The sequence below is a fragment of the Streptomyces sp. UW30 genome (genome assembly GCF_008042075.1).
Lineage (GTDB): Bacteria > Actinomycetota > Actinomycetes > Streptomycetales > Streptomycetaceae > Streptomyces.
Genome location: NZ_RDBN01000005.1, coordinates 593,586 through 614,584 on the forward strand (window position 1 = coordinate 593,586; position 20,999 = coordinate 614,584).

The 20,999-nt window shown below is 70.5% G+C and carries 26 protein-coding genes; 16 read left to right on the forward strand and 10 right to left on the reverse strand.

Features of this window, described 5'->3' with window-relative positions:
• Window positions 1-20 precede the first annotated feature (20 nt).
• On the reverse strand, window positions 21-611 hold the full coding sequence (locus EAO75_RS04385; RefSeq protein WP_147993659.1) for a TetR/AcrR family transcriptional regulator: 591 nt from the start codon (window positions 609-611) through the stop codon (window positions 21-23).
• 135 nt (window positions 612-746) lie between these two features.
• On the opposite strand from EAO75_RS04385, the gene EAO75_RS04390 reads away from it, so the two are divergent.
• The 6 genes from EAO75_RS04390 to EAO75_RS04415 all read left to right on the forward strand — a co-directional run bounded on the left by EAO75_RS04390 (window position 747) and on the right by EAO75_RS04415 (window position 3,902).
• Entirely contained in the window at window positions 747-1,331 is a 585-nt protein-coding gene (locus EAO75_RS04390; RefSeq protein ID WP_147993660.1) for a dihydrofolate reductase family protein, read from the forward strand.
• Window positions 1,332-1,357: 26 nt separating this feature from the next.
• The gene (locus EAO75_RS04395; protein ID WP_147993661.1) at window positions 1,358-1,561 is read left to right on the forward strand and encodes a hypothetical protein; all 204 of its coding nucleotides are present in this window, start codon (window positions 1,358-1,360) and stop codon (window positions 1,559-1,561) included.
• A 97-nt stretch (window positions 1,562-1,658) separates the two neighbouring features.
• Window positions 1,659-2,075 (forward strand): YciI family protein, encoded by a 417-nt coding sequence (locus EAO75_RS04400; protein WP_147993662.1) that lies wholly within the window; start codon window positions 1,659-1,661, stop codon window positions 2,073-2,075.
• A gap of 31 nt (window positions 2,076-2,106) precedes the next feature.
• Window positions 2,107-3,333 carry an RNA polymerase sigma factor gene (locus EAO75_RS04405; RefSeq protein WP_147993663.1) on the forward strand — a complete coding sequence of 409 codons (1,227 nt, stop codon included), beginning with the start codon at window positions 2,107-2,109 and terminating at the stop codon, window positions 3,331-3,333.
• Between the two features lie 9 nt (window positions 3,334-3,342).
• Entirely contained in the window at window positions 3,343-3,675 is a 333-nt protein-coding gene (locus EAO75_RS04410) for a DUF952 domain-containing protein (protein WP_147993664.1), read from the forward strand.
• Window positions 3,672-3,902, forward strand: coding sequence for a hypothetical protein (locus EAO75_RS04415; RefSeq protein ID WP_261989144.1), 231 nt, complete (start codon window positions 3,672-3,674; stop codon window positions 3,900-3,902). Before EAO75_RS04410 ends, EAO75_RS04415 begins: the two co-directional genes overlap by 4 nt.
• Here EAO75_RS04415 and EAO75_RS04420 read toward each other — a convergent pair.
• Entirely contained in the window at window positions 3,899-4,654 is a 756-nt protein-coding gene (locus EAO75_RS04420) for a VOC family protein (RefSeq protein ID WP_147993666.1), read from the reverse strand. The genes EAO75_RS04415 and EAO75_RS04420 overlap by 4 nt on opposite strands.
• Window positions 4,655-4,823: 169 nt before the next feature.
• Between EAO75_RS04420 and EAO75_RS04425 the strand changes: the two genes are divergently transcribed.
• Window positions 4,824-5,978 (forward strand): inorganic phosphate transporter, encoded by a 1,155-nt coding sequence (locus EAO75_RS04425; RefSeq protein ID WP_147993667.1) that lies wholly within the window; start codon window positions 4,824-4,826, stop codon window positions 5,976-5,978.
• 34 nt (window positions 5,979-6,012) lie between these two features.
• The gene (locus EAO75_RS04430; protein ID WP_147993668.1) at window positions 6,013-6,246 is read left to right on the forward strand and encodes a hypothetical protein; all 234 of its coding nucleotides are present in this window, start codon (window positions 6,013-6,015) and stop codon (window positions 6,244-6,246) included.
• 31 nt (window positions 6,247-6,277) lie between these two features.
• Here the strand turns inward: EAO75_RS04430 and EAO75_RS04435 are convergent, their stop codons facing one another.
• Together EAO75_RS04435 and sodN are read right to left on the reverse strand one after the other, a co-directional pair.
• Window positions 6,278-7,726 (reverse strand): glycosyltransferase family 39 protein, encoded by a 1,449-nt coding sequence (locus tag EAO75_RS04435; protein ID WP_261989180.1) that lies wholly within the window; start codon window positions 7,724-7,726, stop codon window positions 6,278-6,280.
• Window positions 7,727-8,194: 468 nt separating this feature from the next.
• Window positions 8,195-8,590 (reverse strand): superoxide dismutase, Ni, encoded by a 396-nt coding sequence (gene sodN / locus EAO75_RS04440; protein ID WP_005480378.1) that lies wholly within the window; start codon window positions 8,588-8,590, stop codon window positions 8,195-8,197.
• Between the two features lie 145 nt (window positions 8,591-8,735).
• Here sodN and sodX point away from each other — a divergent pair, with 145 nt between their 5' ends.
• Window positions 8,736-9,170: a nickel-type superoxide dismutase maturation protease gene (gene sodX, locus EAO75_RS04445; RefSeq protein ID WP_147994286.1), complete on the forward strand. Its 435-nt coding sequence runs from the start codon at window positions 8,736-8,738 to the stop codon at window positions 9,168-9,170.
• Here sodX and EAO75_RS04450 read toward each other — a convergent pair.
• Window positions 9,074-9,703: a CGNR zinc finger domain-containing protein gene (locus tag EAO75_RS04450; protein WP_147993670.1), complete on the reverse strand. Its 630-nt coding sequence runs from the start codon at window positions 9,701-9,703 to the stop codon at window positions 9,074-9,076. The genes sodX and EAO75_RS04450 overlap by 97 nt on opposite strands.
• A 99-nt stretch (window positions 9,704-9,802) precedes the next feature.
• Between EAO75_RS04450 and EAO75_RS04455 the strand changes: the two genes are divergently transcribed.
• Window positions 9,803-10,573: a class I SAM-dependent methyltransferase gene (locus EAO75_RS04455; RefSeq protein WP_147993671.1), complete on the forward strand. Its 771-nt coding sequence runs from the start codon at window positions 9,803-9,805 to the stop codon at window positions 10,571-10,573.
• 238 nt (window positions 10,574-10,811) lie between these two features.
• On the opposite strand, the gene EAO75_RS04460 is transcribed toward EAO75_RS04455, so the two are convergent.
• From EAO75_RS04460 to EAO75_RS04470, 3 genes are read right to left on the reverse strand one after another with little or no spacing between them, the layout of a single operon-like run.
• Complete coding sequence (locus EAO75_RS04460) at window positions 10,812-11,573, reverse strand: amino acid ABC transporter ATP-binding protein (protein ID WP_147993672.1); 762 nt, start codon at window positions 11,571-11,573, stop codon at window positions 10,812-10,814.
• 1 nt (window position 11,574) lies between these two features.
• The gene (locus EAO75_RS04465) at window positions 11,575-12,534 is read right to left on the reverse strand and encodes an amino acid ABC transporter permease (RefSeq protein ID WP_147993673.1); all 960 of its coding nucleotides are present in this window, start codon (window positions 12,532-12,534) and stop codon (window positions 11,575-11,577) included.
• A gap of 31 nt (window positions 12,535-12,565) precedes the next feature.
• Window positions 12,566-13,531 (reverse strand): ABC transporter substrate-binding protein, encoded by a 966-nt coding sequence (locus EAO75_RS04470; protein WP_147993674.1) that lies wholly within the window; start codon window positions 13,529-13,531, stop codon window positions 12,566-12,568.
• A gap of 664 nt (window positions 13,532-14,195) precedes the next feature.
• Between EAO75_RS04470 and EAO75_RS04480 the strand changes: the two genes are divergently transcribed.
• The 4 genes from EAO75_RS04480 (at window position 14,196) to EAO75_RS04495 (ending at window position 17,472) form a co-directional block, all read left to right on the forward strand.
• Window positions 14,196-15,419, forward strand: coding sequence for an NADP-dependent malic enzyme (locus tag EAO75_RS04480; protein WP_147993675.1), 1,224 nt, complete (start codon window positions 14,196-14,198; stop codon window positions 15,417-15,419).
• A gap of 208 nt (window positions 15,420-15,627) precedes the next feature.
• Window positions 15,628-16,590, forward strand: a complete 963-nt coding sequence (locus EAO75_RS04485) for a zinc-binding dehydrogenase (protein WP_147993676.1) — start codon at window positions 15,628-15,630, stop codon at window positions 16,588-16,590.
• A 109-nt stretch (window positions 16,591-16,699) separates the two neighbouring features.
• Complete coding sequence (locus EAO75_RS04490; RefSeq protein WP_030952466.1) at window positions 16,700-16,909, forward strand: helix-turn-helix domain-containing protein; 210 nt, start codon at window positions 16,700-16,702, stop codon at window positions 16,907-16,909.
• Window positions 16,909-17,472: a Clp protease N-terminal domain-containing protein gene (locus tag EAO75_RS04495; protein ID WP_147993677.1), complete on the forward strand. Its 564-nt coding sequence runs from the start codon at window positions 16,909-16,911 to the stop codon at window positions 17,470-17,472. The genes EAO75_RS04490 and EAO75_RS04495 overlap by 1 nt, the downstream gene beginning before the upstream one ends.
• 105 nt (window positions 17,473-17,577) lie before the next feature.
• On the opposite strand, the gene EAO75_RS04500 is transcribed toward EAO75_RS04495, so the two are convergent.
• A complete protein-coding gene (locus EAO75_RS04500; RefSeq protein ID WP_147993678.1) occupies window positions 17,578-18,639 on the reverse strand; it encodes a PadR family transcriptional regulator in 1,062 nt (353 codons plus the stop codon).
• 1 nt (window position 18,640) lies between these two features.
• Window positions 18,641-19,651 (reverse strand): DUF4097 family beta strand repeat-containing protein, encoded by a 1,011-nt coding sequence (locus EAO75_RS04505; protein WP_147993679.1) that lies wholly within the window; start codon window positions 19,649-19,651, stop codon window positions 18,641-18,643.
• A gap of 207 nt (window positions 19,652-19,858) precedes the next feature.
• On the opposite strand from EAO75_RS04505, the gene EAO75_RS04510 reads away from it, so the two are divergent.
• Window positions 19,859-20,701 (forward strand): hypothetical protein, encoded by an 843-nt coding sequence (locus tag EAO75_RS04510; protein WP_147993680.1) that lies wholly within the window; start codon window positions 19,859-19,861, stop codon window positions 20,699-20,701.
• A gap of 105 nt (window positions 20,702-20,806) precedes the next feature.
• Window positions 20,807-20,986, forward strand: a complete 180-nt coding sequence (locus tag EAO75_RS04515) for a DUF6104 family protein (protein WP_147993681.1) — start codon at window positions 20,807-20,809, stop codon at window positions 20,984-20,986.
• Window positions 20,987-20,999: the final 13 nt, after the last annotated feature.

The window sequence follows — 20,999 nt, forward strand, 5'->3', positions numbered from 1 at the left end:
CCCTCTCCCCACCCCTGCCCCTACCGCTCCGGCACGATCGTCGCCGCGATCCGCTCCACCAGCCCGTCCGGCACGCTCACCCCGGGCAGTACGCCTTCCAGCACGTCCGGCAGGGTCAGGTGCTCCAGGAGCAGGCCGAGCATCGCGAGATACAGGACGGTGACGGCCTCGTCGCCGCCGGGCAGTCCGGCGCCGCGGTGGAACTCCATGGCCTCGTCCAGGTCGCCGCGCACCGACTTGGTGAAGGAAGAGCGCAGCTCGGGGCGACGGGACGCCTCCAGGCGCATCTCCATCATGGCCAGATAGCCCGTGCGGTCGCGGGTCGCGCGGGCCATCAGGTCGTGCATGAAGGCGGTGACCAGGGCGCGGTCCTTCGGCCGGGTCAGCAGCCCGGCGATCACCTCCGGGTCGGGCGCGAGCCGTACATGCAGCCGCGCGTCGATCTGGCGGAGCAGTTCGTCGCGCCCGGTGAAGTAGTTCGAGGAGGTGCCGACCGGCACCCCCGCCTCGGCGTCCACCGCGCGGAAGGTCAGCCCGCGCGCCCCCTCACGAGCGAGCACCTCGACGCCCGCGTCGACGAGGGCGGCCCGGCGCTCCGGATTGCCCGCCATTCGGAATCCCCTCTCTCACTTTCCCCGTCCCGTAAACGCACGCCTGAATACCCTTGCAACCACTACAAGCGAAGTACTACAACTGAAGCACTACAACCGCAGTGGTTGCCTGACACCCTACGAAAAGAGACCGGCTTGCGAAAGCTCACCTACTTCATCGCCTGTTCGATCGACGGATTCATCGGGGACCCGAGCGGCGATGCCACGGCGATGTACCCCTTCGTCGACGCGGAGTTCCTGGAGTTCCTCAAGACGGAGCACCCGGAGACCATGTCGACGCCCGGTCGCCGGGCCCTCGGCTTCGACGACCTGGAGAACAGGCTGTTCGACACCATCATCCAGGGCAGGGCCAGCTACGACCTGGCCTTGAAGGAGGGTGTCACCAGCCCCTACGCCCATATGCGTCAGTACGTCGCCTCGCGCACGCTGACCGAGTCGCCCGACCCGCAGGTCGAGATCGTCTCGACGGACGTGGTCGGCAAGGTCCGCGAACTCAAGGCCGAGGAGGGCGAGCTGGGCATCTACCTGTGCGGCGGCTCGCAGCTCGCCGGTGTGCTGTTCGACGAGATCGACGAGCTCGTCATCAAGACCTACCCCATCGTGTACGGCACGGGCATGCCGATGTTCGGCTCGGACTTCGCCGTCACGGAGTTCACCCTCGGCGAGGTGCGCGCGTTCGGCAACGGCGCCGTGGTTCGTACGTACAGCAGGAAGCGCTGAGCGGTCCGGCGCCCTACTCTGAGGGCATGGGCAGCCAAGAGCACGTCTGTCCCGACTGCGGACAGCCCGTCGACACGGTCGTCAAGCGCCACAAGACGCTGGGCGCGTGGGTCCCCACCTGGGTGGGCGGCCCTTGCAGGAACCCCGACTGCGCGGCCTTCGCCGAGGAGGGCGCCGGGCACGAGGAGCAGCCCGAGCAGCCCGAGGCACCCACCGCGAAAAATTCCTGAGCCACCCTGTCGAGAATGCCGGCCCGGCTCCGACGTCCCCTGTGAGAGCCGCCCACCGAGGGCGGCCCGAGCCGACGGAAGCAGAAGGAGCGGACTGATGAAGTACCTGGTCATGGTGCAGGGAACGCAGGCGGACTACGAGGCGATGCAGGGCAAGGGGTCCGCGAACTCCGTGGCCTGGAGCCAGCAGGACATCCAGGCGATGTACGGCTTCATGCAGGCCCTGAACGACGACCTCGCCGAAACCGGCGAGATGGTCGACGGACAGGGGCTGGGCGAGCCCGCGAAGGCGCGGCACGTCACCCTGGGCGACGACGGCAAGGCAGTGATCACCGACGGCCCGTACAGCGAGACCAAGGAACTGCTGGCCGGCTACTGGGTGCTGGACTGTGCGAGCCTGGAGCGGGTCACGGAGATCGCCGAGCGCGTCCTTCAGTGCCCCCAGCCCGCCGGGGCCCCCGTGTACCCGGTGGTGATCCGGCCCATCGACGAGGGGCCGGGAGACATCGGCTGAGCCGTACGACACGTCGCACACCGAGCCGTACATGAGCGCCACACCCGAGACCGAGGACCTGCTGCGCCGCCACGCGCCGCAGGTCCTCGGCGCGCTGGTGAGGCGGTACGGCCACTTCGACAGCGCCGAGGACGCCGTACAGGAGGCGCTGCTCGCCGCGGCCGAGCAGTGGCCGCGCACCGGCGTCCCGGACAACCCGCGCGGTTGGCTGATCAGGGTCGGCGCACGCCGCCTGACCGATACCTTGCGTGCGGAGGAGGCACGCCGGGCCCGGGAGGAGAAGGTCGCGGCGCTCTCGCCACGGGACGCCTTCACGGCCCCGCCGCCGGGTGCGGACCGCGCTCCCCGCGAGGACGACACCCTCACCCTGCTCTTCCTCAGCTGCCATCCGAACCTGACCCCGCCCGCCCAGATCGCCCTCACGCTCCGTGCCGTCGGCGGTCTGACCACGGCGGAGATCGCCCGCGCGTACCTGGTCCCCGAGGCCACGATGGCCCAGCGCATCAGCCGGGCCAAGCAGAAGGTGCGCGGGGTGCGCTTCGGGCGGCCCGACAACTGGGACGACCGTCTGCCCGCGGTCCTGCAGACCCTGTACCTGATCTTCAACGAGGGCTATACGGCCACCTCGGGCACGAACCTCCAGCGGCGCGAACTCGCCGGCGAGGCGATCCGGCTGACCCGCGAGGTCCATCGCCTCCTCCCGGACCACGGCGAGGTGGCCGGCCTGCTCGCCCTGATGCTGCTCACCGACGCCCGCCGCGACGCGCGCACCGGCCCGCACGGCGAGCTCGTCCCGCTCGACGAACAGGACCGCGACCGCTGGGACAAGGCGGCGATCGACGAGGGCGTCGCCCTGGTCACGCGGGCCCTGTCCCGGGCGCCCGCCGGCCCGTACCAGCTGCGCGCCGCCATCGCCGCCGTGCACGACGAGGCGCCCTGCGCGGCCAAGACCGACTGGCGGGAGATCCTCGGCCTCTACGACGTCCTGCTCCGACTCGTCCCCGGGCCCGTCGAGCGCCTCAACCGCGCGGTCGCCGTCGCCATGGTCCAGGGGCCGCGTGCCGGACTGGCCGAACTGGCGGAGCTGGAAGACGAGTTGGGCGCCGGGCACCGCCTGGACGCGGTCCGGGGGCACCTCCTGGAGCGGGCCGGCGCCCCTGACGAGGCCCGCGCCGCCTACGAGGCCGCGGCCGCCAAGACACAGAGCCTGCCCGAACAGCGCTATCTGCACGCGCGGGCGGCACGGCTGAGGCCGTAATCTCGCCCCATGGTCGAACGCACGTACATCCTCCACATCACCGAACGCTCCCTGTGGGACGCGGCCCGCGAGCGCGGCACGTACGAGATGTCCACGCGGGGCCGCACGCTCCGGGAGGAGGGCTTCATCCACTGCTCGACCCGCGCCCAACTCCCTGCCGTGGCCGCCTTCCTGTACGGCTCCTACGACGGCCCCGACGAGCTGGTCGTCCTGGTCGTGGACCCCGCGCGGCTGGATGTGCCGCTGAAGTACGAGGCGCCGAAGCCCGGGGGCGAGGAATTCCCGCATGTGTACGGGCCGATTCCGGTGGACGCGGTCGTGGACGTGGAGGTGTGGGGGTGACGGGACGCCGCCGGTTATGGCGGTGGGTCGCGGTGGCGTGGGTGATCGTCGTGGCGGTGGCGGGCGCAGTGACGTGGTGGCTTGAGGACTCGGCGGAGCCGCCGGGGCCGTACCGCTGGGAGAACGCCGATCCGACGCCGTCGCTTCCGCAGGGCTGGGAGTCGGCCTGTGCGAGCGCCACGCCCGACGAGAACGGCCGGGCGCTCTGCTTCATCAGGACCCGTTAGCCGGGCAGCCCGCCCGTCTCCGGGTCCCGCCCCGTCAGACAGTACGTCCCGCCCGCCGGATCGCGCATCACCGTCCAGTGGGCACCCTGGGCCACGAAGGTCGCGCCGAGCTCCTCGTGCCGGGCGCGGGTCCCCGGGATGTCCGCGCAGGCCAGATCCAGGTGGGCAGCAGCCGTGGGGCGCTCCCGGCCCGCCCGCTCCTCGCCGAGCCGTTGGAGCAGCACGCGCACCGGCAGCCCGGCCGGGGGCCTGAGCACATGGAACTCGGGGAGCGAGCCCGGCACCGACAGCCAGCCGTCCAACAGGCCGCCCCAGAAGGCGACTTCGGCGTCGAACGCGGACGGCGGTACGTCCACGCAGACCTGGTCGAGCCGGCTGCCGCGCACCACGGGCGGCCGTACCGACTCGCCCTGCCAGGGCACGGCACAGAACAACTGCCCGGCGGGCGAGCGCAGTACGGCCCACCCGTCGTGCTCGGCGGCGAGGTCCGCGCCGTGCCGGAGCGCCGACGCCACGAACTCCTCCACGTCGTCCACGGCGAAGTCGAGATGCGCGCCGCCGGGACCCGAGTCGACGCCCTGCGCCTTCACACAGGGGTCCGCCCCGCCGCCCGGCAGCAGGGTCACGAACTCGCCCTGATCGCCACGGAAATCGGACAGCCCGGTGTCCGTCACCGCGGTCCAGAAGGTGTGGGCCCGGGCGAAGTCCGCGGCGGGGCGGTCGATGAACGCGTAGGTCCAGCGGATGCTCATGCGGTGATCGTAGAACCGCCGGCGCGGTCGCGCGCGGCGATATCCGTACGGTGGGCAAAGCGGTCGCCACGCCTGCTTTGCAGGACCCTCACCAACCACGCGCCAGCTTCTGGGACTTGCTTTGCCATCAGTTCGCCCTGCATTGGTCCGCGCTTGTTTGCGTTGGGGAATGGACCACATCACGTTCCTGGTGGCGGTCGTCATCGTGACGGCCCTCGCCTTCGACTTCACCAATGGATTCCACGACACGGCGAACGCGATGGCCACCTCCATCGCCACGGGGGCCCTCAAACCGAGGACGGCCGTGCTCATCAGCGGCGTCCTGAACGTCGTCGGCGCCTTCCTCTCCACCGAGGTCGCCAAGACGATCTCCGGCGGCATAGTGGACGACACACTCGTCACCCCGGGCATGATCTTCGCGGGTCTCGTCGGGGCGATCCTGTGGAATCTGCTGACCTGGTTGGTGGGCCTGCCGTCCAGTTCGTCGCACGCGCTGTTCGGCGGGCTGATCGGGGCCGTCTGGGTAGGTGCCGGGTCCCACGGCGTGCACTTTGACAAGGTTGTCGAGAAGGTGCTGATCCCGGCGGTTGCCTCGCCGCTCGTGGCGGGTGTCGCGGCGCTGCTGGCCACCTACCTGGCATACAAGCTCACTTCTCGCGCCCGCAAGGAGTCCGTCACCAAGGGCTTCCGCGCCGGTCAGATCGCCTCGGCCTCGCTGGTCTCCCTGGCCCACGGCACCAACGACGCGCAGAAGACGATGGGCGTCATCACGCTGACCCTGATCTCGGCGGGCGCGCTCGGCCACGACGCGGGCCCGCCGCTGTGGGTGATCGCCTCCGCCGGTCTGGCCATCGGCCTCGGCACCTATCTCGGCGGCTGGCGCATCATCCGCACGATGGGCAAGGGCCTCACCGAGATCCAGTCCCCGCAGGGCTTCGCCGCGGAGACCGCCTCCACGACGGTCATCCTCACCTCGGCCCACCTGGGCTTCGCGCTGTCCACCACGCAGGTCGCCTCCGGCAGCATCCTCGGCGCCGGTCTCGGCCGCCGTCTCGCGGAGGTCCGCTGGGGTGTGGCCGGCCGGATGGTCGTGGCCTGGCTGATCACCCTGCCGGCCGCGGCGCTGGTCGGCGGCGTCTCCGCGAGCGCGGTGAAGCACGGCGGCAACATCGGTACGGCCGTGGTGGCCCTGATCGGCGCCGCGGTCGCCGCCGGCATCGTGGTCGTCTCCCGCCGCAACCCCGTGTCCGCGCACAACGTCAACGACAACCACGAGGTCACGATCCGTGGCACGGAGCCGGCTCAGGTCGGCACGGCCGCCTGACGCAACGGTCAGCTGAGAAAGGGCAGTTCACACCATGAACCTCGACTGGACCGCACTCGGCCAGGCCGCCGCGGTGAGCCTCGCCGTCACCGTGGCCGTGGTCGCCGTCTTCGCGCTCGGTGTGCTGGGCATGGCCCGCCACGAAGGGGCGCGTGAGGAAGACGGCGGCACGTCCACCGTCGGCCTCGCCCAGGCCGGGCTGTGCTTTGTGGCCTGCGCGGCGGTGGTGGCGTACGGGATCTATCTGATCGTGCCGCAGTTCCACTGACCATGCCGTGAACCGGAGGAGGCCTGACGGCTCAGGTCTCCTGCGCCGGTCCGACCCGCTCGTACACCGTCACGCGCCGCCCGCGGACCTGTACGTCTTCCACGACCCTGAAGTGCTCCTCCAGCACCGCGGTTTTCGCCTTGTCGCGCTTCGCCGTCACCGCCCGGGCCACCTCGGGCACGTCGGTGACCAGCAGGATCCGCCGGTGAGTGAGCATCGCGGCCCGGATCCGGGCGGGATCCGCCTCCTCGCCCTTCAACGTCCCCGAGGCCAGAGGGCTTCGTGCCAGCGCCACGTCCCTCAGCCCGGCGAAGTCGTCGGGGGAGACCAGGGCGGTGTCACGCCGGGCGGCGGGTATGAAGACCACGGCGTCCCCGGGCTCCTTCAGCCGCCGTACGTCCGCCGCCACCGCCAGGACGTCGTCCACCCGGCTCTCCGGAGAGCGCTTGGACAGCGACTGCGGCAACAGCGCCACGAACACCGCGGCGAGCACGACAGGGACGAGCCACAGCGACGCCCTCGGGAACCGCGGCCCTGCCGCCTGCGCCGCCGCACCCAGCGCCGCACCGATCAACAGGGCCAGCCCCAGCATGCTGAACAGGATGTAGCGGTCCAGGAAGAGCGGGCGGACCAGGGAGAGCCCGAGGAGGCCGAGCTGTGGCACCGCCAGCAGCGGCAGCCCGACGGCCGCGACCGACAGCCGTCCCGCGCGCGGCCGGTCCAGCAGGGCCCCGAGACCGCCGAGCGCCAGCAGGATCGCCGGGCCGATGAGCATGTGCCAGGTCAACGGGGGGATCCAGGAGACCTGTTCGGACTGGCGCCGGCTGAACAGGATCAACGGCAGTACGGCCGTGACGGCGGCGGCCGCGGCCACCAGCCAGCGCGTCCACGTCGGCCGCCCGGCCCGCGTCCACATCAGCGTCGCCAGGTGCGCGGGCAGGACCAGCAGTGACAGCCAGTTCAGCAGCCCGCACACCGCGACCGTGCCCCCGTATGCGAGCCAGTGCACGGCTCGCCCGCGCCCCTGGAGCACGGTCACCAGCAGCAGGGTCGATATCCCGGCGCCCGCGGCGACCAGCGCGTACGGGCGTCCCTCCTGGAGGTAGAACTGCACGGCGGGCAGCAGCCCGAACACCAGCCCGCCCGCCAGGCCCGCCCGGGCCCCCGCCAGCCGACGACCGATTTCGGTCACACAGACCGCCGCGACCGCCGTGGCCAGTACCGAGGGCAGTCGCAGCGCGGTGGTGCCGGGTCCGAAGCTCTCGAAGACGGCGTGCATCAGCAGGTAGTAGAGCCCGTGCACCGCGTCGACCTGCGCGAGCATGTCCCAGATGTCCCCGGCCGAGCGCCGCGCGACCTGCCAGGTGGCGGCCTCGTCGCGCCAGACGCTGTGCTGCCGGGACAGCCCCCACAGACCGAGGGCGAGGGTCCACAGCAGGGGGACCGGCCACAGACGGGGGCGGCGGGGGTGAAGGGCTATTCGCGCCGGGATGTCACGGGAATCGTCGCCCGATGACCGATCGCCCAGGACACGGGCCCCTTGTGGCCAACGGGTTTCGGGCAAGGGAGCTCTCCAGGGGATCGACATTCGATACGGCGGGGACAGGCCGCCGGGTGATGTGATCCCGCTCGCCCGCTGACGCGGAGCACGCCGAACTACGCCTCGACCTCGCAGGTCGAGACGGGACGTGAGCGTGGTTCGCCTTCCCCCGTGGGCCACCCGCCCCGCGGGTCGGCCGCAGGGGCGGAGGTGCCAAAAGCTACGTGACGGAGGTGATCCGCGGCCACTGGGTGGCGCGTGAATACAATCACCGCGAATTCACGGAACCATGGGTTCGCCGTGCCGTCGAATTGGTGCTTTTCACCGGTAATTGGCGGTTCCGGGCGTGACGAAGGGGCCCCACCGGCGAACCGGTCGGGCCCCTTCGAGAAGCCAAGGAGACCTGGGTCAGGCCTTCTTGGTCTCCCAGAAGATCTTGTCGATCTGGGCAATGTAGTCCAGAGCCTTCTGACCGGTGGCCGGGTCGGTGGACGCCTTGGCGGCCGAAAGGGCCTTCAGGGCGTCGTTGACCAGCTGGTGCAGCTCCGGGTACTTCTCGAAGTGCGGGGGCTTGAAGTAGTCGCTCCAGAGCACCGAGACATGGTGCTTCGCGAGCTCGGCACGCTGCTCCTTGATGACGGTGGCACGCGCCTGGAAGTGCGGGTCGTCGTTGGCGGCCATCTTGTCCTGCACGGCCTTCACCGACTCCGCCTCGATGCGGGCCTGGGCCGGGTCGTACACACCGCAGGGCAGGTCGCAGTGTGCGCTGACCTTGACCTTGGGGGCAAACAGGCGGGAAAGCATGGAGCATTCCTTCCTCGTGATCGTCTTCTCAGGTGGGACATTACTCCCTGCAAGACGGGTTTTCGCGGGTGCCCCCATGGGCTTAGGACAAAAGTCCGGGGTGAGACTGAGACTGGTGGAGGACCCTACTGGGGAGGTGCCGGGGATGCCGGAGTTGTCGCAGGAGACCGAGCGCGGGCGGGCGGACCGGCCCTTCGGGTGGGCCGAGGTGACCGGGCCGTCGATGGTGCCCACGCTGTATCACGGCGACCTGCTCGTGGTCTCGCACCGGGGGCGGATCCGGCCGGGGGGCGTCATCGTGCTGCGGCATCCGTTCCAGCAGGACCTTCTCGTCGTCAAGCGTGCCGCGGAGCGCCGCGAGGGCGGCTGGTGGGTGCTCGGCGACAACGCGTACGCGGGGGGTGACAGCACCGACTACGGGGTCGTACCGGACGAGCTGATCCTGGGCAGGGTCCGGCTGCGCTACCGGCCGCGCAAGCCGGATCAGCGCTCGCCGTTCGCGCTGGCGCGCTGGGCACTGTCGGCCGTGCGGCCGCTGTTCGCCGACCGGTCGGCCTCCAGGCGCTTGCGGGCGCGGTAGGCGGCCACGTTCGCACGGGTCGCGCAGCGGTCCGAGCAGTAGCGCCGGGAGCGGTTGGTGGACGTGTCCAGGTAGGCGTTGCGGCACGGCGCCGCCTCGCACAGGCCCAGGCGGTCCACGCCGTACTCGGTGAGGTGGAAGGCGAGGCCCATGGCGGCGGTGGCGGCGTAGCCGGCGGTCGCGTTCGACGGGTGGTCCGCCAGGTGCATGTGCCACAGCGGGCGGCCGTCGTCGTCCCGGAAGTCGTGGCCGGAGATCTGCGGGCTCACCGGGAACTCCAGCAGCAGCGAGTTCAGCAGGTTCACCGCCAGCGCCTCGTCGCCCTGGTCCGCCGCTTCGAAGACCGCCCTCAGCCGCGCGCGCACCGAGCGGAAGCGGGTGACGTCGGCGTCGGTGGCGCGGCGGGCCGCCTCCTGGCTGACGCCGAACAGGTCGCGGATGGCCTCGACCGAGGTCAGCGAGTCCTTGCCCCGGGCCGGGTCCTCGCTGTTGACGAGACGTACGGCGTAGTCCGAGTAATAGGCCAGTTCCACTTGTAGTCCTTACGGAGGCGTTCTATCGTCGTCGTGCGGTCGGGTAACAGCTGATCGTGCTTCCAGGGTATTACGTAATGTGCGCAACGGAGGGGCTCGATGACGGACACGGACACCACCACCAGGGCCGCCGACTGGTCCGCGTGGCAGGAGAGCTGGGACCGGCAGCAGGAGTGGTACATGCCCGACCGCGAGGAACGCTTCCGGATCATGCTCGACATGGTCGAGGCCCTCGTCGGGCCCGCCCCGCGCGTGCTCGATCTCGCGTGCGGCACGGGAAGTATCACGGCCCGGCTGCTCGCCCGGTTCCCCGACGCCACCAGCACCGGAGTCGACCTCGACCCGGCGCTCCTCGCGATCGCCGAGGGCACCTTCGCGGGCGACGAGCGGGTCTCGTTCGTCACGGCCGACCTCAAGGACCCCGACTGGCAGGCGAAGCTGCCGTACGACTCCTACGACGCCGTCCTGACCGCCACGGCCCTGCACTGGCTGCACCGTGAACCCCTCGCGGCCCTCTACGGTCAGGTCGCGGAGCTCGTCCGCGACGGCGGTGTCTTCATGAACGCGGACCACATGATCGACGAGTCGACGCCCCGGATCAACGCCGCCGAGCGCGCCCAGCGCCACGCCCGCATGGATCAGGCCAAGGCGCGGGGCGCCCTCGACTGGGCCGAGTGGTGGCGGCTGGCCGGCGAGGACCCGGTGCTGGCCGGCCCGACGGCCCGCCGCTTCGAGATCTACGGCGAGCACGCCGACGGCGACATGCCGTCCCCCGAGTGGCACGCGCGCGTGCTGCGCGAGCAGGGCTTCGGGGAGGCGCGGCCGGTGTGGTGCTCGCCGTCGGACACGCTGATGCTCGCGGTGAAGTAGGCGGGCGGGGCGCTGTCCCCGGCCGACGGCTCGGAGGCGGTACGAGAAATTCGTACCGCCTTCACTGCGTCCTGAAAGCTCTCCCGCAGTACTGGACCGGGGTCATGGCGCGGGCCGCCCTCGCGCAGCTCGCGCCCGAGCAGCGGGCGGTGCCGGCGCCAGAACCGTTGCCGTAGGGCGAGCACATGGCGAAAGGGGCGGTACGAGGATCTCGTACCGCCCCTTCACCGTCCTACCGTCAGAGCACCTTGGACAGGAACGCCTGGGTCCGCTCGTGCTGCGGGTTGGTCAGGACCTCGCGCGGGTCGCCGGACTCCACGACCACGCCGCCGTCCATGAAGACCAGGCTGTCGCCGACCTCGCGGGCGAAGCCCATCTCGTGGGTGACGACGACCATCGTCATGCCGGACTCGGCGAGGTCGCGCATGACGTCGAGGACGTCGCCGACCAGCTCCGGGTCGAGAGCCGAGGTCGGCTCGTCGAAGAGCATCAGCTTCGGGTCCATCGCCAGCGCACGGGCGATGGCGACGCGCTGCTGCTGGCCGCCGGAGAGCTGGGAGGGGTAGGTCCCGGCCTTGTCGGCGAGGCCGACACGGTCGAGGAGCTCCCTCGCGCGGTCCTTGGCCTGGGCCTTGCTCGTGCCCTTGACCTGGATCGGCGCCTCCATGACGTTCTCCTGCGCCGTCATGTGCGGGAACAGGTTGAACCGCTGGAACACCATGCCGATGTCCCGCCGCTGCTGCGCGACCTCGCTGTCCTTGAGCTCGTACAGCTTGTCGCCCTTCTGGCGGTAGCCGACCAGCGAGCCTTCGACGTACAGCCGACCGGCGTTGATCTTCTCCAGGTGGTTGATGCACCTCAGGAAGGTGGACTTGCCGGAGCCGGAGGGGCCGATGAGGCAGAACACCTCGCCGGTCTGCACCTCCAGGTCGATGCCCTTGAGGACCTGGACGGCGCCGAAGGACTTGTGGACGCCCTCGGCCTTCACCATGGCGGTCATCTCACTTGCCCCTCTCGCTGCCCAGGCCGAGCATGTTCGCCTTGATCTTCTGCCACGGCGTCCGCGGCAGCTGACGTAGCGAACCGCGGGCGTAGTGCCGCTCCAGGTAGTACTGGAAGACGCTGAACACGCTGGTCATGACCAGGTACCAGATGCACGCCACGAAGAGCATCTCCATCACGGCGTACGACGTGGAGCCGATCGTGGAAGTGGCGCGCAGCAGTTCGTTGTAGGTCACCGCGTACACCAGCGACGAGGTCTTCAACATGTTGATGAACTCGTTGCCGGTCGGCGGCACGATCACCCGCATCGCCTGCGGGATCACGATGCGGCGCAGCGTCTTGGCGTGGCTCATGCCGAGCGCGTGCGACGCCTCGGTCTGGCCCTCGTCGACGGCCATCAGACCGGCGCGGCAGATCTCCGCCATGTACGCCGCCTCGTTCAGGCCCAGACCCAGCAGGGCGGCCATGAACGGCGTCATGACGTCGACCATCTCGTCCTTGTAGAGCGGACCGAGATTCAGCACCGGGAAGATCAGCGCCAGGTTGAACCACAGCAGCAGCTGGACATAGACCGGCGTGCCGCGGAAGAACCAGATGTAGACCCAGGCCACCCAGCTCGTCACCGGGTTCTTGGACAGGCGCATCACGGCCAGGATCACGCCCAGGACCACGCCCATGATCATCGCCAGGACGCTGATCAGCAGGGTGCGGCCGGCGCCCGCGAGGACCGTGGGGTCGAAGACGTAGTCGCCGACCGCGTTCCACTGGATCTTCTCGGCGCTGGCGAACGCGTTGATCAGCAGGGCCACCAGGGCCAGCACGACGACACCGCTGACCCAGCGGCCGTAGTGCCGTACCGGAATGGCCTTGATCGCCTCGGGCGGGAGGTCCCCGCCCTCCTTGGAGACGGCGGCCGACGGGTTCGCGTCGGCCGGCTCCTTGTCGAACTTGTCAGTCACTGTGACTGCCCTTCAGTCTTGCCCGGGACGGTCACTTGCCGCCGTTGATGGCGGCCTTGTCGATCGCGCCGGACTCGGCGCCCCACTTCTCGAGGATCTTCTTGTACGTGCCGTCCTCGATGATGGCGTTGACGGCCTCTTCGAGGGCCGCGGTGAGCTCCTTGTTGTCCTTGTTCACCGCGATGCCGAACGGACCGGCGTCGACCTGCTCGCCGACGACCTCGAAGTCGTTGCCGCCGCCGGCCTTGCGGGCCAGGTCGACCGCGACCGGGTAGTCGTTGACACCGGCGACCGCGCCGCCCGACTTCACACGGGTCTGGGCCTCGGTGTCGTTCTCGAACGACTCGATCGTGATCTTCTTCTTGCCGCCGTCCGTGCAGGCCGTGGACTGCGCCTGCAGGGCCTTCTCGTACGTGGTGCCGCGCTGCACCGCCGCCGTCTGGCCGCAGAGGTCCTCGATCGAGTTGATCTTCTTCGGGTTGCCCTTCTGGACGTACACGGCGGTGCCGGCGACGAAGTAGTCGACGAAGTCGACACCCGGGCCGAGCTTCTTGCCCTTGTCGTCCAGGCCCTCCTGGCGCTGCTTGTTGTCCGTGATGGAGGACATGGCGAGGTCGTAGCGGCCCGAGTTCAGAGCGGTGATCAGGCCGTCGAAGGAGCCGGAGGTGAACTGGACGTCCACGCCCAGCTTCTCGCCCAGAGCGGCGGCGATGTCGGGGTCGACGCCGACGATCTTGCCGCCCTCCTGGAACTCCATGGGGGCGTATTCGGCGTTCGTGCCGGCCTTGATGACGCCCGCGTCCTGGATGTTCTTGGGCAGCTTGTCGAACAGCGGGGCGGCGCTGGACTTGTCCGTCTCCGTCGTGCTGTCGCTGCCGCCGCCCTCCGTCTGGTCACCGCAGCCGGTGAGAATCAGGGCGCCTGCGACCGCGATCGAGGCGACCGCTGCCAACCGGGAGCGCGTGGCGGTCGTACGACGGGTGGTGCTTGCGGTCATGGTGGGTTCCTCCGGCGGATGGGTGGAGTTGCCGATGGGGCAGGCGCCCGCCGATACGTCGGCAGAAGCCTTGGTTTCCTAGGTCGACGAGAGCACACGCCTTCGAGTGTCGCGACCTCGTGTGATTACGGCATCTTGCCATTCGGACTGAGGCATTCAGGGCGCTCGTCATGTCAAAATCGGATAACGGGTTACCCCCGAACCGCCGCAGGTCGGTACATCCTGACCGCACCTTCTACGGGAATCTGTCCTTCCGGCCGAAAGATCTTCGGTGCATCCCGCGATGCGGACCGGCCGTGCGTGGGTTTTGTGGCCGCCGGGTGTTCTTTGCGGTTTCTGGTGTCGATTGTCCACTTATTTGGTCACGAATCACACCGGTTTCGCCGTCAGGTCGTGTCTGATTCGTGCTGCCGGGCGCGGGCGTTTCCATTCCCGTCATGTGATCTTGCACGTATTGGACTCGTCGTCGGTACGGTCCGTCCGGTAAGAAGGTTCTTTAACCCCTCATCCGGGGCTCAGGGCGCGTGTGCGGCGCGCCCGTCGCGTATGGGTCCGTACGTCGTACGTCGTACGTATCAACGAGCAGGGCCATGCGCGGTCCCGCCCACTTCTCACCAGAAGTGGTCCCACCCTCAAACCATGAACACCTAAGGGGTCAGACAAAGTGGCAGCGGAGATTGTCAATCCTCGCAGCGGGAGCAATACCGATCAGGACGGCGGGGTCGAGCCCCTCGATTCCTTCGATCCGGCGTTCGCGCTGCACCGCGGGGGCAAGATGGCCGTGCAGGCCACGGTGCCGATCCGCGACAAGGACGACCTGTCCCTGGCGTACACGCCCGGCGTCGCGCGGGTGTGCACCGCCATCGCCGAGCAGCCCGATCTCGTCCACGACTACACGTGGAAGTCGTCCGTCGTGGCCGTGGTCACCGACGGCACCGCGGTGCTCGGGCTCGGTGACATCGGTCCGGAAGCCTCCCTCCCCGTGATGGAGGGCAAGGCGATTCTGTTCAAGCAGTTCGGCGGCGTGGACGCGGTCCCGATCGCGCTCGACTGCACGGACGTCGACGAGATCGTCGAGACGGTGGTGCGCCTCGCCCCGTCCTTCGGCGGCGTCAACCTGGAGGACATCTCGGCACCCCGGTGCTTCGAGATCGAGCGCAAGCTCCAGGAGCGCGTCGACATCCCGGTCTTCCATGACGACCAGCACGGCACCGCGGTCGTGACGCTGGCCGCCCTGCGCAACGCCGCGCGGCTGAGCGGGCGCGCGATCGGCGAGCTGCGGGCTGTCATCTCGGGCGCCGGCGCGGCGGGTGTCGCCATCGCCAAGATGCTGGTCGAGGCCGGCATCGGCGACGTGGCCGTCGCGGACCGCAAGGGCGTCGTCTCGGCCGACCGCGAGGACCTGACGCCGGTCAAGCAGGAGCTCGCCTCCTTCACCAACAAGGCCGGCATCACCGGGTCGCTCGAGGCGGCTCTGGAAGGTGCGGACGTCTTCATCGGCGTCTCCGGCGGTACGGTCGCCGAGGAGGCCGTCGCCTCGATGGCGAAGGGCGCCTTCGTCTTCGCCATGGCCAACCCGAACCCCGAGGTCCACCCCGACGTCGCGCACAAGTACGCGGCCGTCGTGGCCACCGGGCGGTCCGACTTCCCGAACCAGATCAACAACGTGCTGGCGTTCCCGGGCATCTTCGCGGGCGCGCTCCAGGTGCGGGCGTCCCGGATCACCGAGGGCATGAAGATCGCGGCGGCCGAAGCGCTGGCGGGGGTCGTCGGCGACGACCTCGCCGCGGACTACGTGATCCCGTCGCCGTTCGACGAGCGGGTCGCCCCGGCCGTGACCGCGGCCGTCGCGGCGGCGGCTCGGGCGGAGGGCGTGGCCCGGCGCTGACGTGCACCGCACGTCGACCGACGGGCGCTGATCGCCCGGCGGCCTCGCCGACCGACCCTGATCGGCGCTGATTGGCCCCGCCCGTCCGGGCGGGGCCGATTTTTTGCCCGCCGGGCCACCCGTTCGAGTGAGCACTCCTTGGCAAGAGGGCGAGCGTCACAGCCCCCTCCCGTTCCGTCGGCTGCAAACGCCACCTATCGTCGACGCCATGTTCGCCGTCTACGCTTCCCGAATCGACCGCGACCAGCCGCTGAGCGGCCTCGAGTTGGGGGAGCGTCCCGCTCCCGAGGCCCGGCCCGGCTGGAGCACCGTCAACGTCAAGGCCGCTTCCCTCAACCACCATGACCTCTGGTCGCTCCGGGGCGTCGGCCTCCCGGAGGACCGGCTGCCGATGATCCTCGGCTGCGACGCCGCCGGTGTCGACGAGGACGGCAACGAGGTCGTCCTGCACTCCGTGATCGGACAGAGCGGTCACGGCGTCGGCCCCAAGGAACCCCGTTCCATCCTCACCGAGCGCTATCAGGGCACGTTCGCCGAGCAGGTCGCCGTGCCGACCTGGAACATCCTGCCCAAGCCCAAGGAGCTCTCCTTCGCGGAGGCCGCCTGTCTGCCGACCGCCTGGCTGACGGCGTACCGCATGCTGTTCACCAACGCGGGCGTGCGGCCCGGGGACTCCGTGCTGGTGCAGGGCGCCGGGGGTGGGGTGGCCACCGCCGCCATCGTGCTCGGCAAGGCCGCGGGGCTGCGGGTCTTCGCCACCAGCCGGGACGAGGCCAAGCGCAAGCGGGCCCTGGAGCTGGGCGCCGTGGAGGCCGTGGAGTCGGGGGCCCGGCTGCCTCAGCGGGTCGACGCCGTGATCGAGACGGTCGGTGCCGCCACGTGGTCGCACTCCGTCAAGTCGCTGAAGCCGGGGGGAACTCTGGTCATCTCCGGTGCCACCAGCGGTGACCGGCCCTCGCACGCCGAGCTGACGCGGATCTTCTTCCTGGAGCTGAAGATCGTCGGGTCCACCATGGGGACCAAGGACGAGCTGGAGGATCTGCTCGCCTTCTGTGCCGCCACCGGTGTGCGGCCCGTGATCGACGAGGTGCTCCCCATGGACCGGGCCCGGGAGGGCTTCGAGCGGATGGAGTCGGGCGAGCTGTTCGGGAAGGTCGTACTCACCAACTGACGGCTCTCGCCGAGGCGCTTGCGGCGGGTTCGGGGCTCTGCCCCGGGCCCGCCGTTCTGTTTGTCAACTGGGGTTGACGTGGATCGGCGTGTCAACTTACATTGACATCATGACCGAAGCAACAGATCTCGCCGAGCGGGCGGGAGATCGCGATCCGCGGATCGGGCTGCGGGCCGTCGCGGCACTGCGGCGGCTGCTGGAGCAATTGGAGGCGGTCCAGGTGCGCAGTGCGCGCAACCAGGGGTGGTCCTGGCAGGAGATCGCCGCGGAACTCGGGGTCAGCAGGCAGGCCGTGCACAAGAAGTACGGGAGGCGTTGATGTTCGAGCGGTTCACGAAGGATGCCCGTGCCGTGGTGACGGGTGCGGTGGAGCAGGCCGAGCGGGGTGGGGCGTCGGCCGTCGACGCCGAGCACATGCTGCTCGCCCTGCTCGACCGGGAGGGAAGCCGGGCCTCGTTCGCACTCGCCGCGCTCGGGGGCGGGCAGTGGCTGGAGTCCGTGCGGCAGGCGCTCGGCGAGGCTCGGCGGCGGGGCGGGATGTCGCAGTCCGAGGCCGAGGCGCTCGCCGGGCTGGGGATCGACGTCGCGGAGATCGTCGCCCGGGTGGAGGAAGTGCACGGGGTCGGGGCGATGTCCGGGGACCTGGAGGGCAAGGGGTCGCGTGCGAGGCGCCGGCCCTTCAGCCGGGGCGCCAAGGACGTGCTCGTACGGGCGCTGCGGGTGGCCACTGCCCGTCGGGACCGGCACATCGGGGACGAGCACATCCTGCTGGCCCTGACCAGCCGCCCCGGCGTGCCCGCCGAGGTCCTCGCCGATCACGGGGTGACCTACGAGGCGGTCACGCGGGTGCTGTACGGCGGGGGAGAGGCGAAGGCGGGCTGAGCCGCGGTGCGGCGGCGGGCGGTGCGGTGTGCCGGTGCCGGGCGTTGTGGTGCGGCTGCCCCGGGCGGTGCGGTCATCGCTCGGCCGGACCGCCCAGGGGTGGCGTCAGGGCTTCGGCGTGCGCAGCAGGGCTCCGATGTGGGCCGCCGCCGTCGACAAGTGGCGGCGGGCGTCCTTGAGTTGGTCCGCCGTCACGCCGTGGTCGCGTGCCGCGTCACGGATGTCGTCGCGGAAGCGGTCGAGCAGGCGGTCCAGGTCGCGGGCCGGGTCGCCGCCGGGCGGCTCATGGGCCCACGTCGGCTCGTAGTCGGCGGGGAAGTCCTCGGTGGTCTCGGAGTACTCGGGCTGCCGCTCCGCCGACTTGGGGGCGCTTGATGCGCCGCCCTGGCGGCCGAAGCCGAACTCCTTGCCGAACTCCCTGCCGTAGTCCTTGCCGAAGTCGCCGAACTCCTTGGCCAGTTCCGTCAGGCCCTCCCGGACGCCCGTCGGCCAGTCGCCGCGTGCGAAGTGGTCCTGTACGTGTTCCTGGACCCGGCGGGCGATGCGCTGGACCTCCTCCTGGGCCTGGGCCCGGGCGTGATCCTGAGCCTCCTTGGCCTGGCGCCGGGCCCGCTGTGCCTCCTCGCGGGCACGCCGGCTCTCGTCCTTGGCGCGGCGGGCCTGCTCCTTCCACTCCTGCTTGGCCCGGCGCATCTCCTCCTTGGCGGCGCGCCACGCCTCCTTGTCGGTGTAGTCGGAGAGGTCGCCGAAGGGCGTCTCCGTCTTGGCGCCGGTCCCCTTGCGGGCCTCGGAGGCCGCCGCCCGCATCTCGCGCCGCAGATCGCCCGCCGCGCCGCGCACATCGGCCCGGATCTCGGCGGCGAGCTCGGCGACCGACTCCCTGATCTCCAGCTCCAGGTCGGCCAACTCGCCGCTGCGGTCGGCCAGTTCGGCGCGGCCCGCGTCCGTGATGGCGTACACCTTGCGGCCGCCCTCGGTGGTGTGGGTGACCAGGCCCTCGGCCTCCAGCTTGGCCAGGCGGGGGTAGACGGTGCCGGCCGACGGTGCGTACAGGCCCTGGAAGCGCTCCTCGAGGAGGCGGATCACCTCGTAGCCGTGGCGGGGGGCCTCGTCCAGCAGCTTCAGCAGGTAGAGGCGGAGACGGCCATGGGCGAAGACGGGAGGCATGTCAGAGCACCTTCTTGTCGGTCGTGCCGTCGGCCGGGGCGGGGGGTGGAGCGTCGGACTGGTGGTCGGTCGGGCGGTCGCCCTGGCCGGAGACGGAATTGTCCCCCGCGCTGTGCCGTGCGCCGTTCACCGGGTCGGCCGTCGAGTCCGCCGTGGCCTCCGGCGCCTCGGGCGTCTCCCAGGCCTCTGCCTCCCACGGCTCCTCCTCCCGCGGCGGGCGGCGCAGCAGGGCGATCGAGCCGGAGACCGTCGTCGCCCGGAGCTTTCCGGTGCCGTTGCCGAGGCGGCCGGTGATCTTGTGGGCGCCCCACTGGCCGTGCACCCTCAGACCCTCGAAGGCGTTGGAGATCGTGCCGCTCGCGGTGTTGGCCTCGACGTCCGCGTCCGCCGGGGCCGGCAGGCGGATCGCGATCTCGCCGGAGACGCTGGTCAGCCGGACGTCCGTCGGACCCTCCGGGTCGAGGTCGACGATCATGGAGCCGCTGACCGAGTCGGCCTTCACGGCGGAGCCGGAGCCCTCGACGACCGTGAGGTCGCCGGAGACGGAGTTGAAGCGGAGGTCGCCGGTGACGGCCTGCGCCTCCAGGTTCCCCGAGACGGTGTCGGCGCGGACCGGGCCGGACAGGCCGACGAGGGTCGTGTCACCGGTGACGCCCTTGACCACCGACGGGCCCTGGATCCCGGAGACCACCGCCGCGGCGCCGACCACGCCCACCTCGACGCGGGTGTCGGCCGGCACCGCCAGGGAGACCACCGCGCTGCGGCGCCAGCCCTTGCGGTCGAGCCACTTGAGGAAGCCCTTCCACGGCAGGTCCTCGTAGGCCACCGACAGGGTGCCGCCCTCCTGGGTCACCACCAGGGGTGGGCCCTCGATCTGGGAGACCTCCAGGCGGGCGGAACCTTCGTCCGTCCCCACGACGTTCACCGTTCCGTTGACGATGCGTACGTGGAGCTCGCTCACCGGCTCGTCGAAGGTGAGCTTCCTGGGCTCTGCTACGGACCACTCGGACATGCTGCGGACCTCCTGGGCGACCGGACACGGCCGCACGGGCCGGATCGAACACGATGAACACGATGAATACGCCGAACGCGATGGACACGACACGCGCCATATCGCGTCCTACGTAAAACACGATATATCGCGGACGTCGAAAGTCAAGACACTCGTTCTGGTGATCACAAATCACGCGATGTGGACAAACCGGCCTAGCGTGTTGTCATGCCGACGGAACCCCGGACCGCCAGCAAGGCCCGCCCCGCGCCGGGCGCCCTGCTGCTCTGCCGCGCCGAGCCCGAGTCCGTCGCCCCCGTCGCCCGGCTGTTGCGCGAGGACATGCTGCTCGCCCCGGCCGGCGGGGAGTGGAGCGTGCTCGTCCCCGAGGGCAGGCCCTGGCTGGACGGCGACGAGCCGGTCGACCGCGTCCTCACCGGCTGGGCCACCGCCCTCGCCGTCGGCGCGCCCTGGCCCGTCCTCGCCCTCTGGTGGGACGCCGACCGTGCCGGCTACACCCTCGCCGCCGGCTTCCGCCGCCCCGTCGGCTATGTGTGGCTCACCAACGGCACCCCGGCCGGCGAGGACGAGGCCATGCGCACCTTCGCCGCCCGCCTCGGCCTCGATCCGGTCCTGGACGTGCAGTCGCTCGACGAGCTGACGCGCCCCGACCCCGTGGCCGACGCCCGGGCACGCATGCGTGGCCTGATCGCCGTCCTCACGCGCGCGGGCATGGCGCTGCCCGACGGACTCGCCCCCGGCGAGAGCGCCGACCACCTCCAGAGCGCCGCCCGCAACCAGCCGCACATCCGCCTGACCGAGTTGTCGGGCTGGCGCGACACCTTCCGGGCGGAACTGGACGTCGTCGAGGGCCGCACACTCGCCGCCCTCTTCCCCGGCGCCGGCGGCACCCAGATCCGCGCCCTCGCCCTGGCCCAGATCACGCTCGGCCTGCCCCTGACGGCCTGGGGCCTACGACGCCGCAGCGGCGGCTGGACCGCGGCGGGCGCGCTGCTGCTGGGGCACGGGCTGCTGGGGCTGGCGTACGCCTTCACGCAGCCGCGCGACTGACGCCGAGGCCCGGGCGAGCCGGTACGGCATACCCTGAGGGGGAAGGCCCCAGGGGCTTGTCCCGGCCGTATCACGGCATGTCCCGTCCGTATCAGGAGCGAAGAGTTGTACTTCACCGACCGTGGCATCGAGGAACTGGCGAAGCGGCGCGGCGAGGAGGAGGTCACCTTCGAGTGGCTCGCCGAGCAGCTGCGGACGTTCGTCGATCTCAACCCGGACTTCGAGGTGCCGGTGGAGCGGCTGGCGACATGGCTGGCACGGCTCGACGACGAGGACGACGAGTAGTCCTGCAACCCAC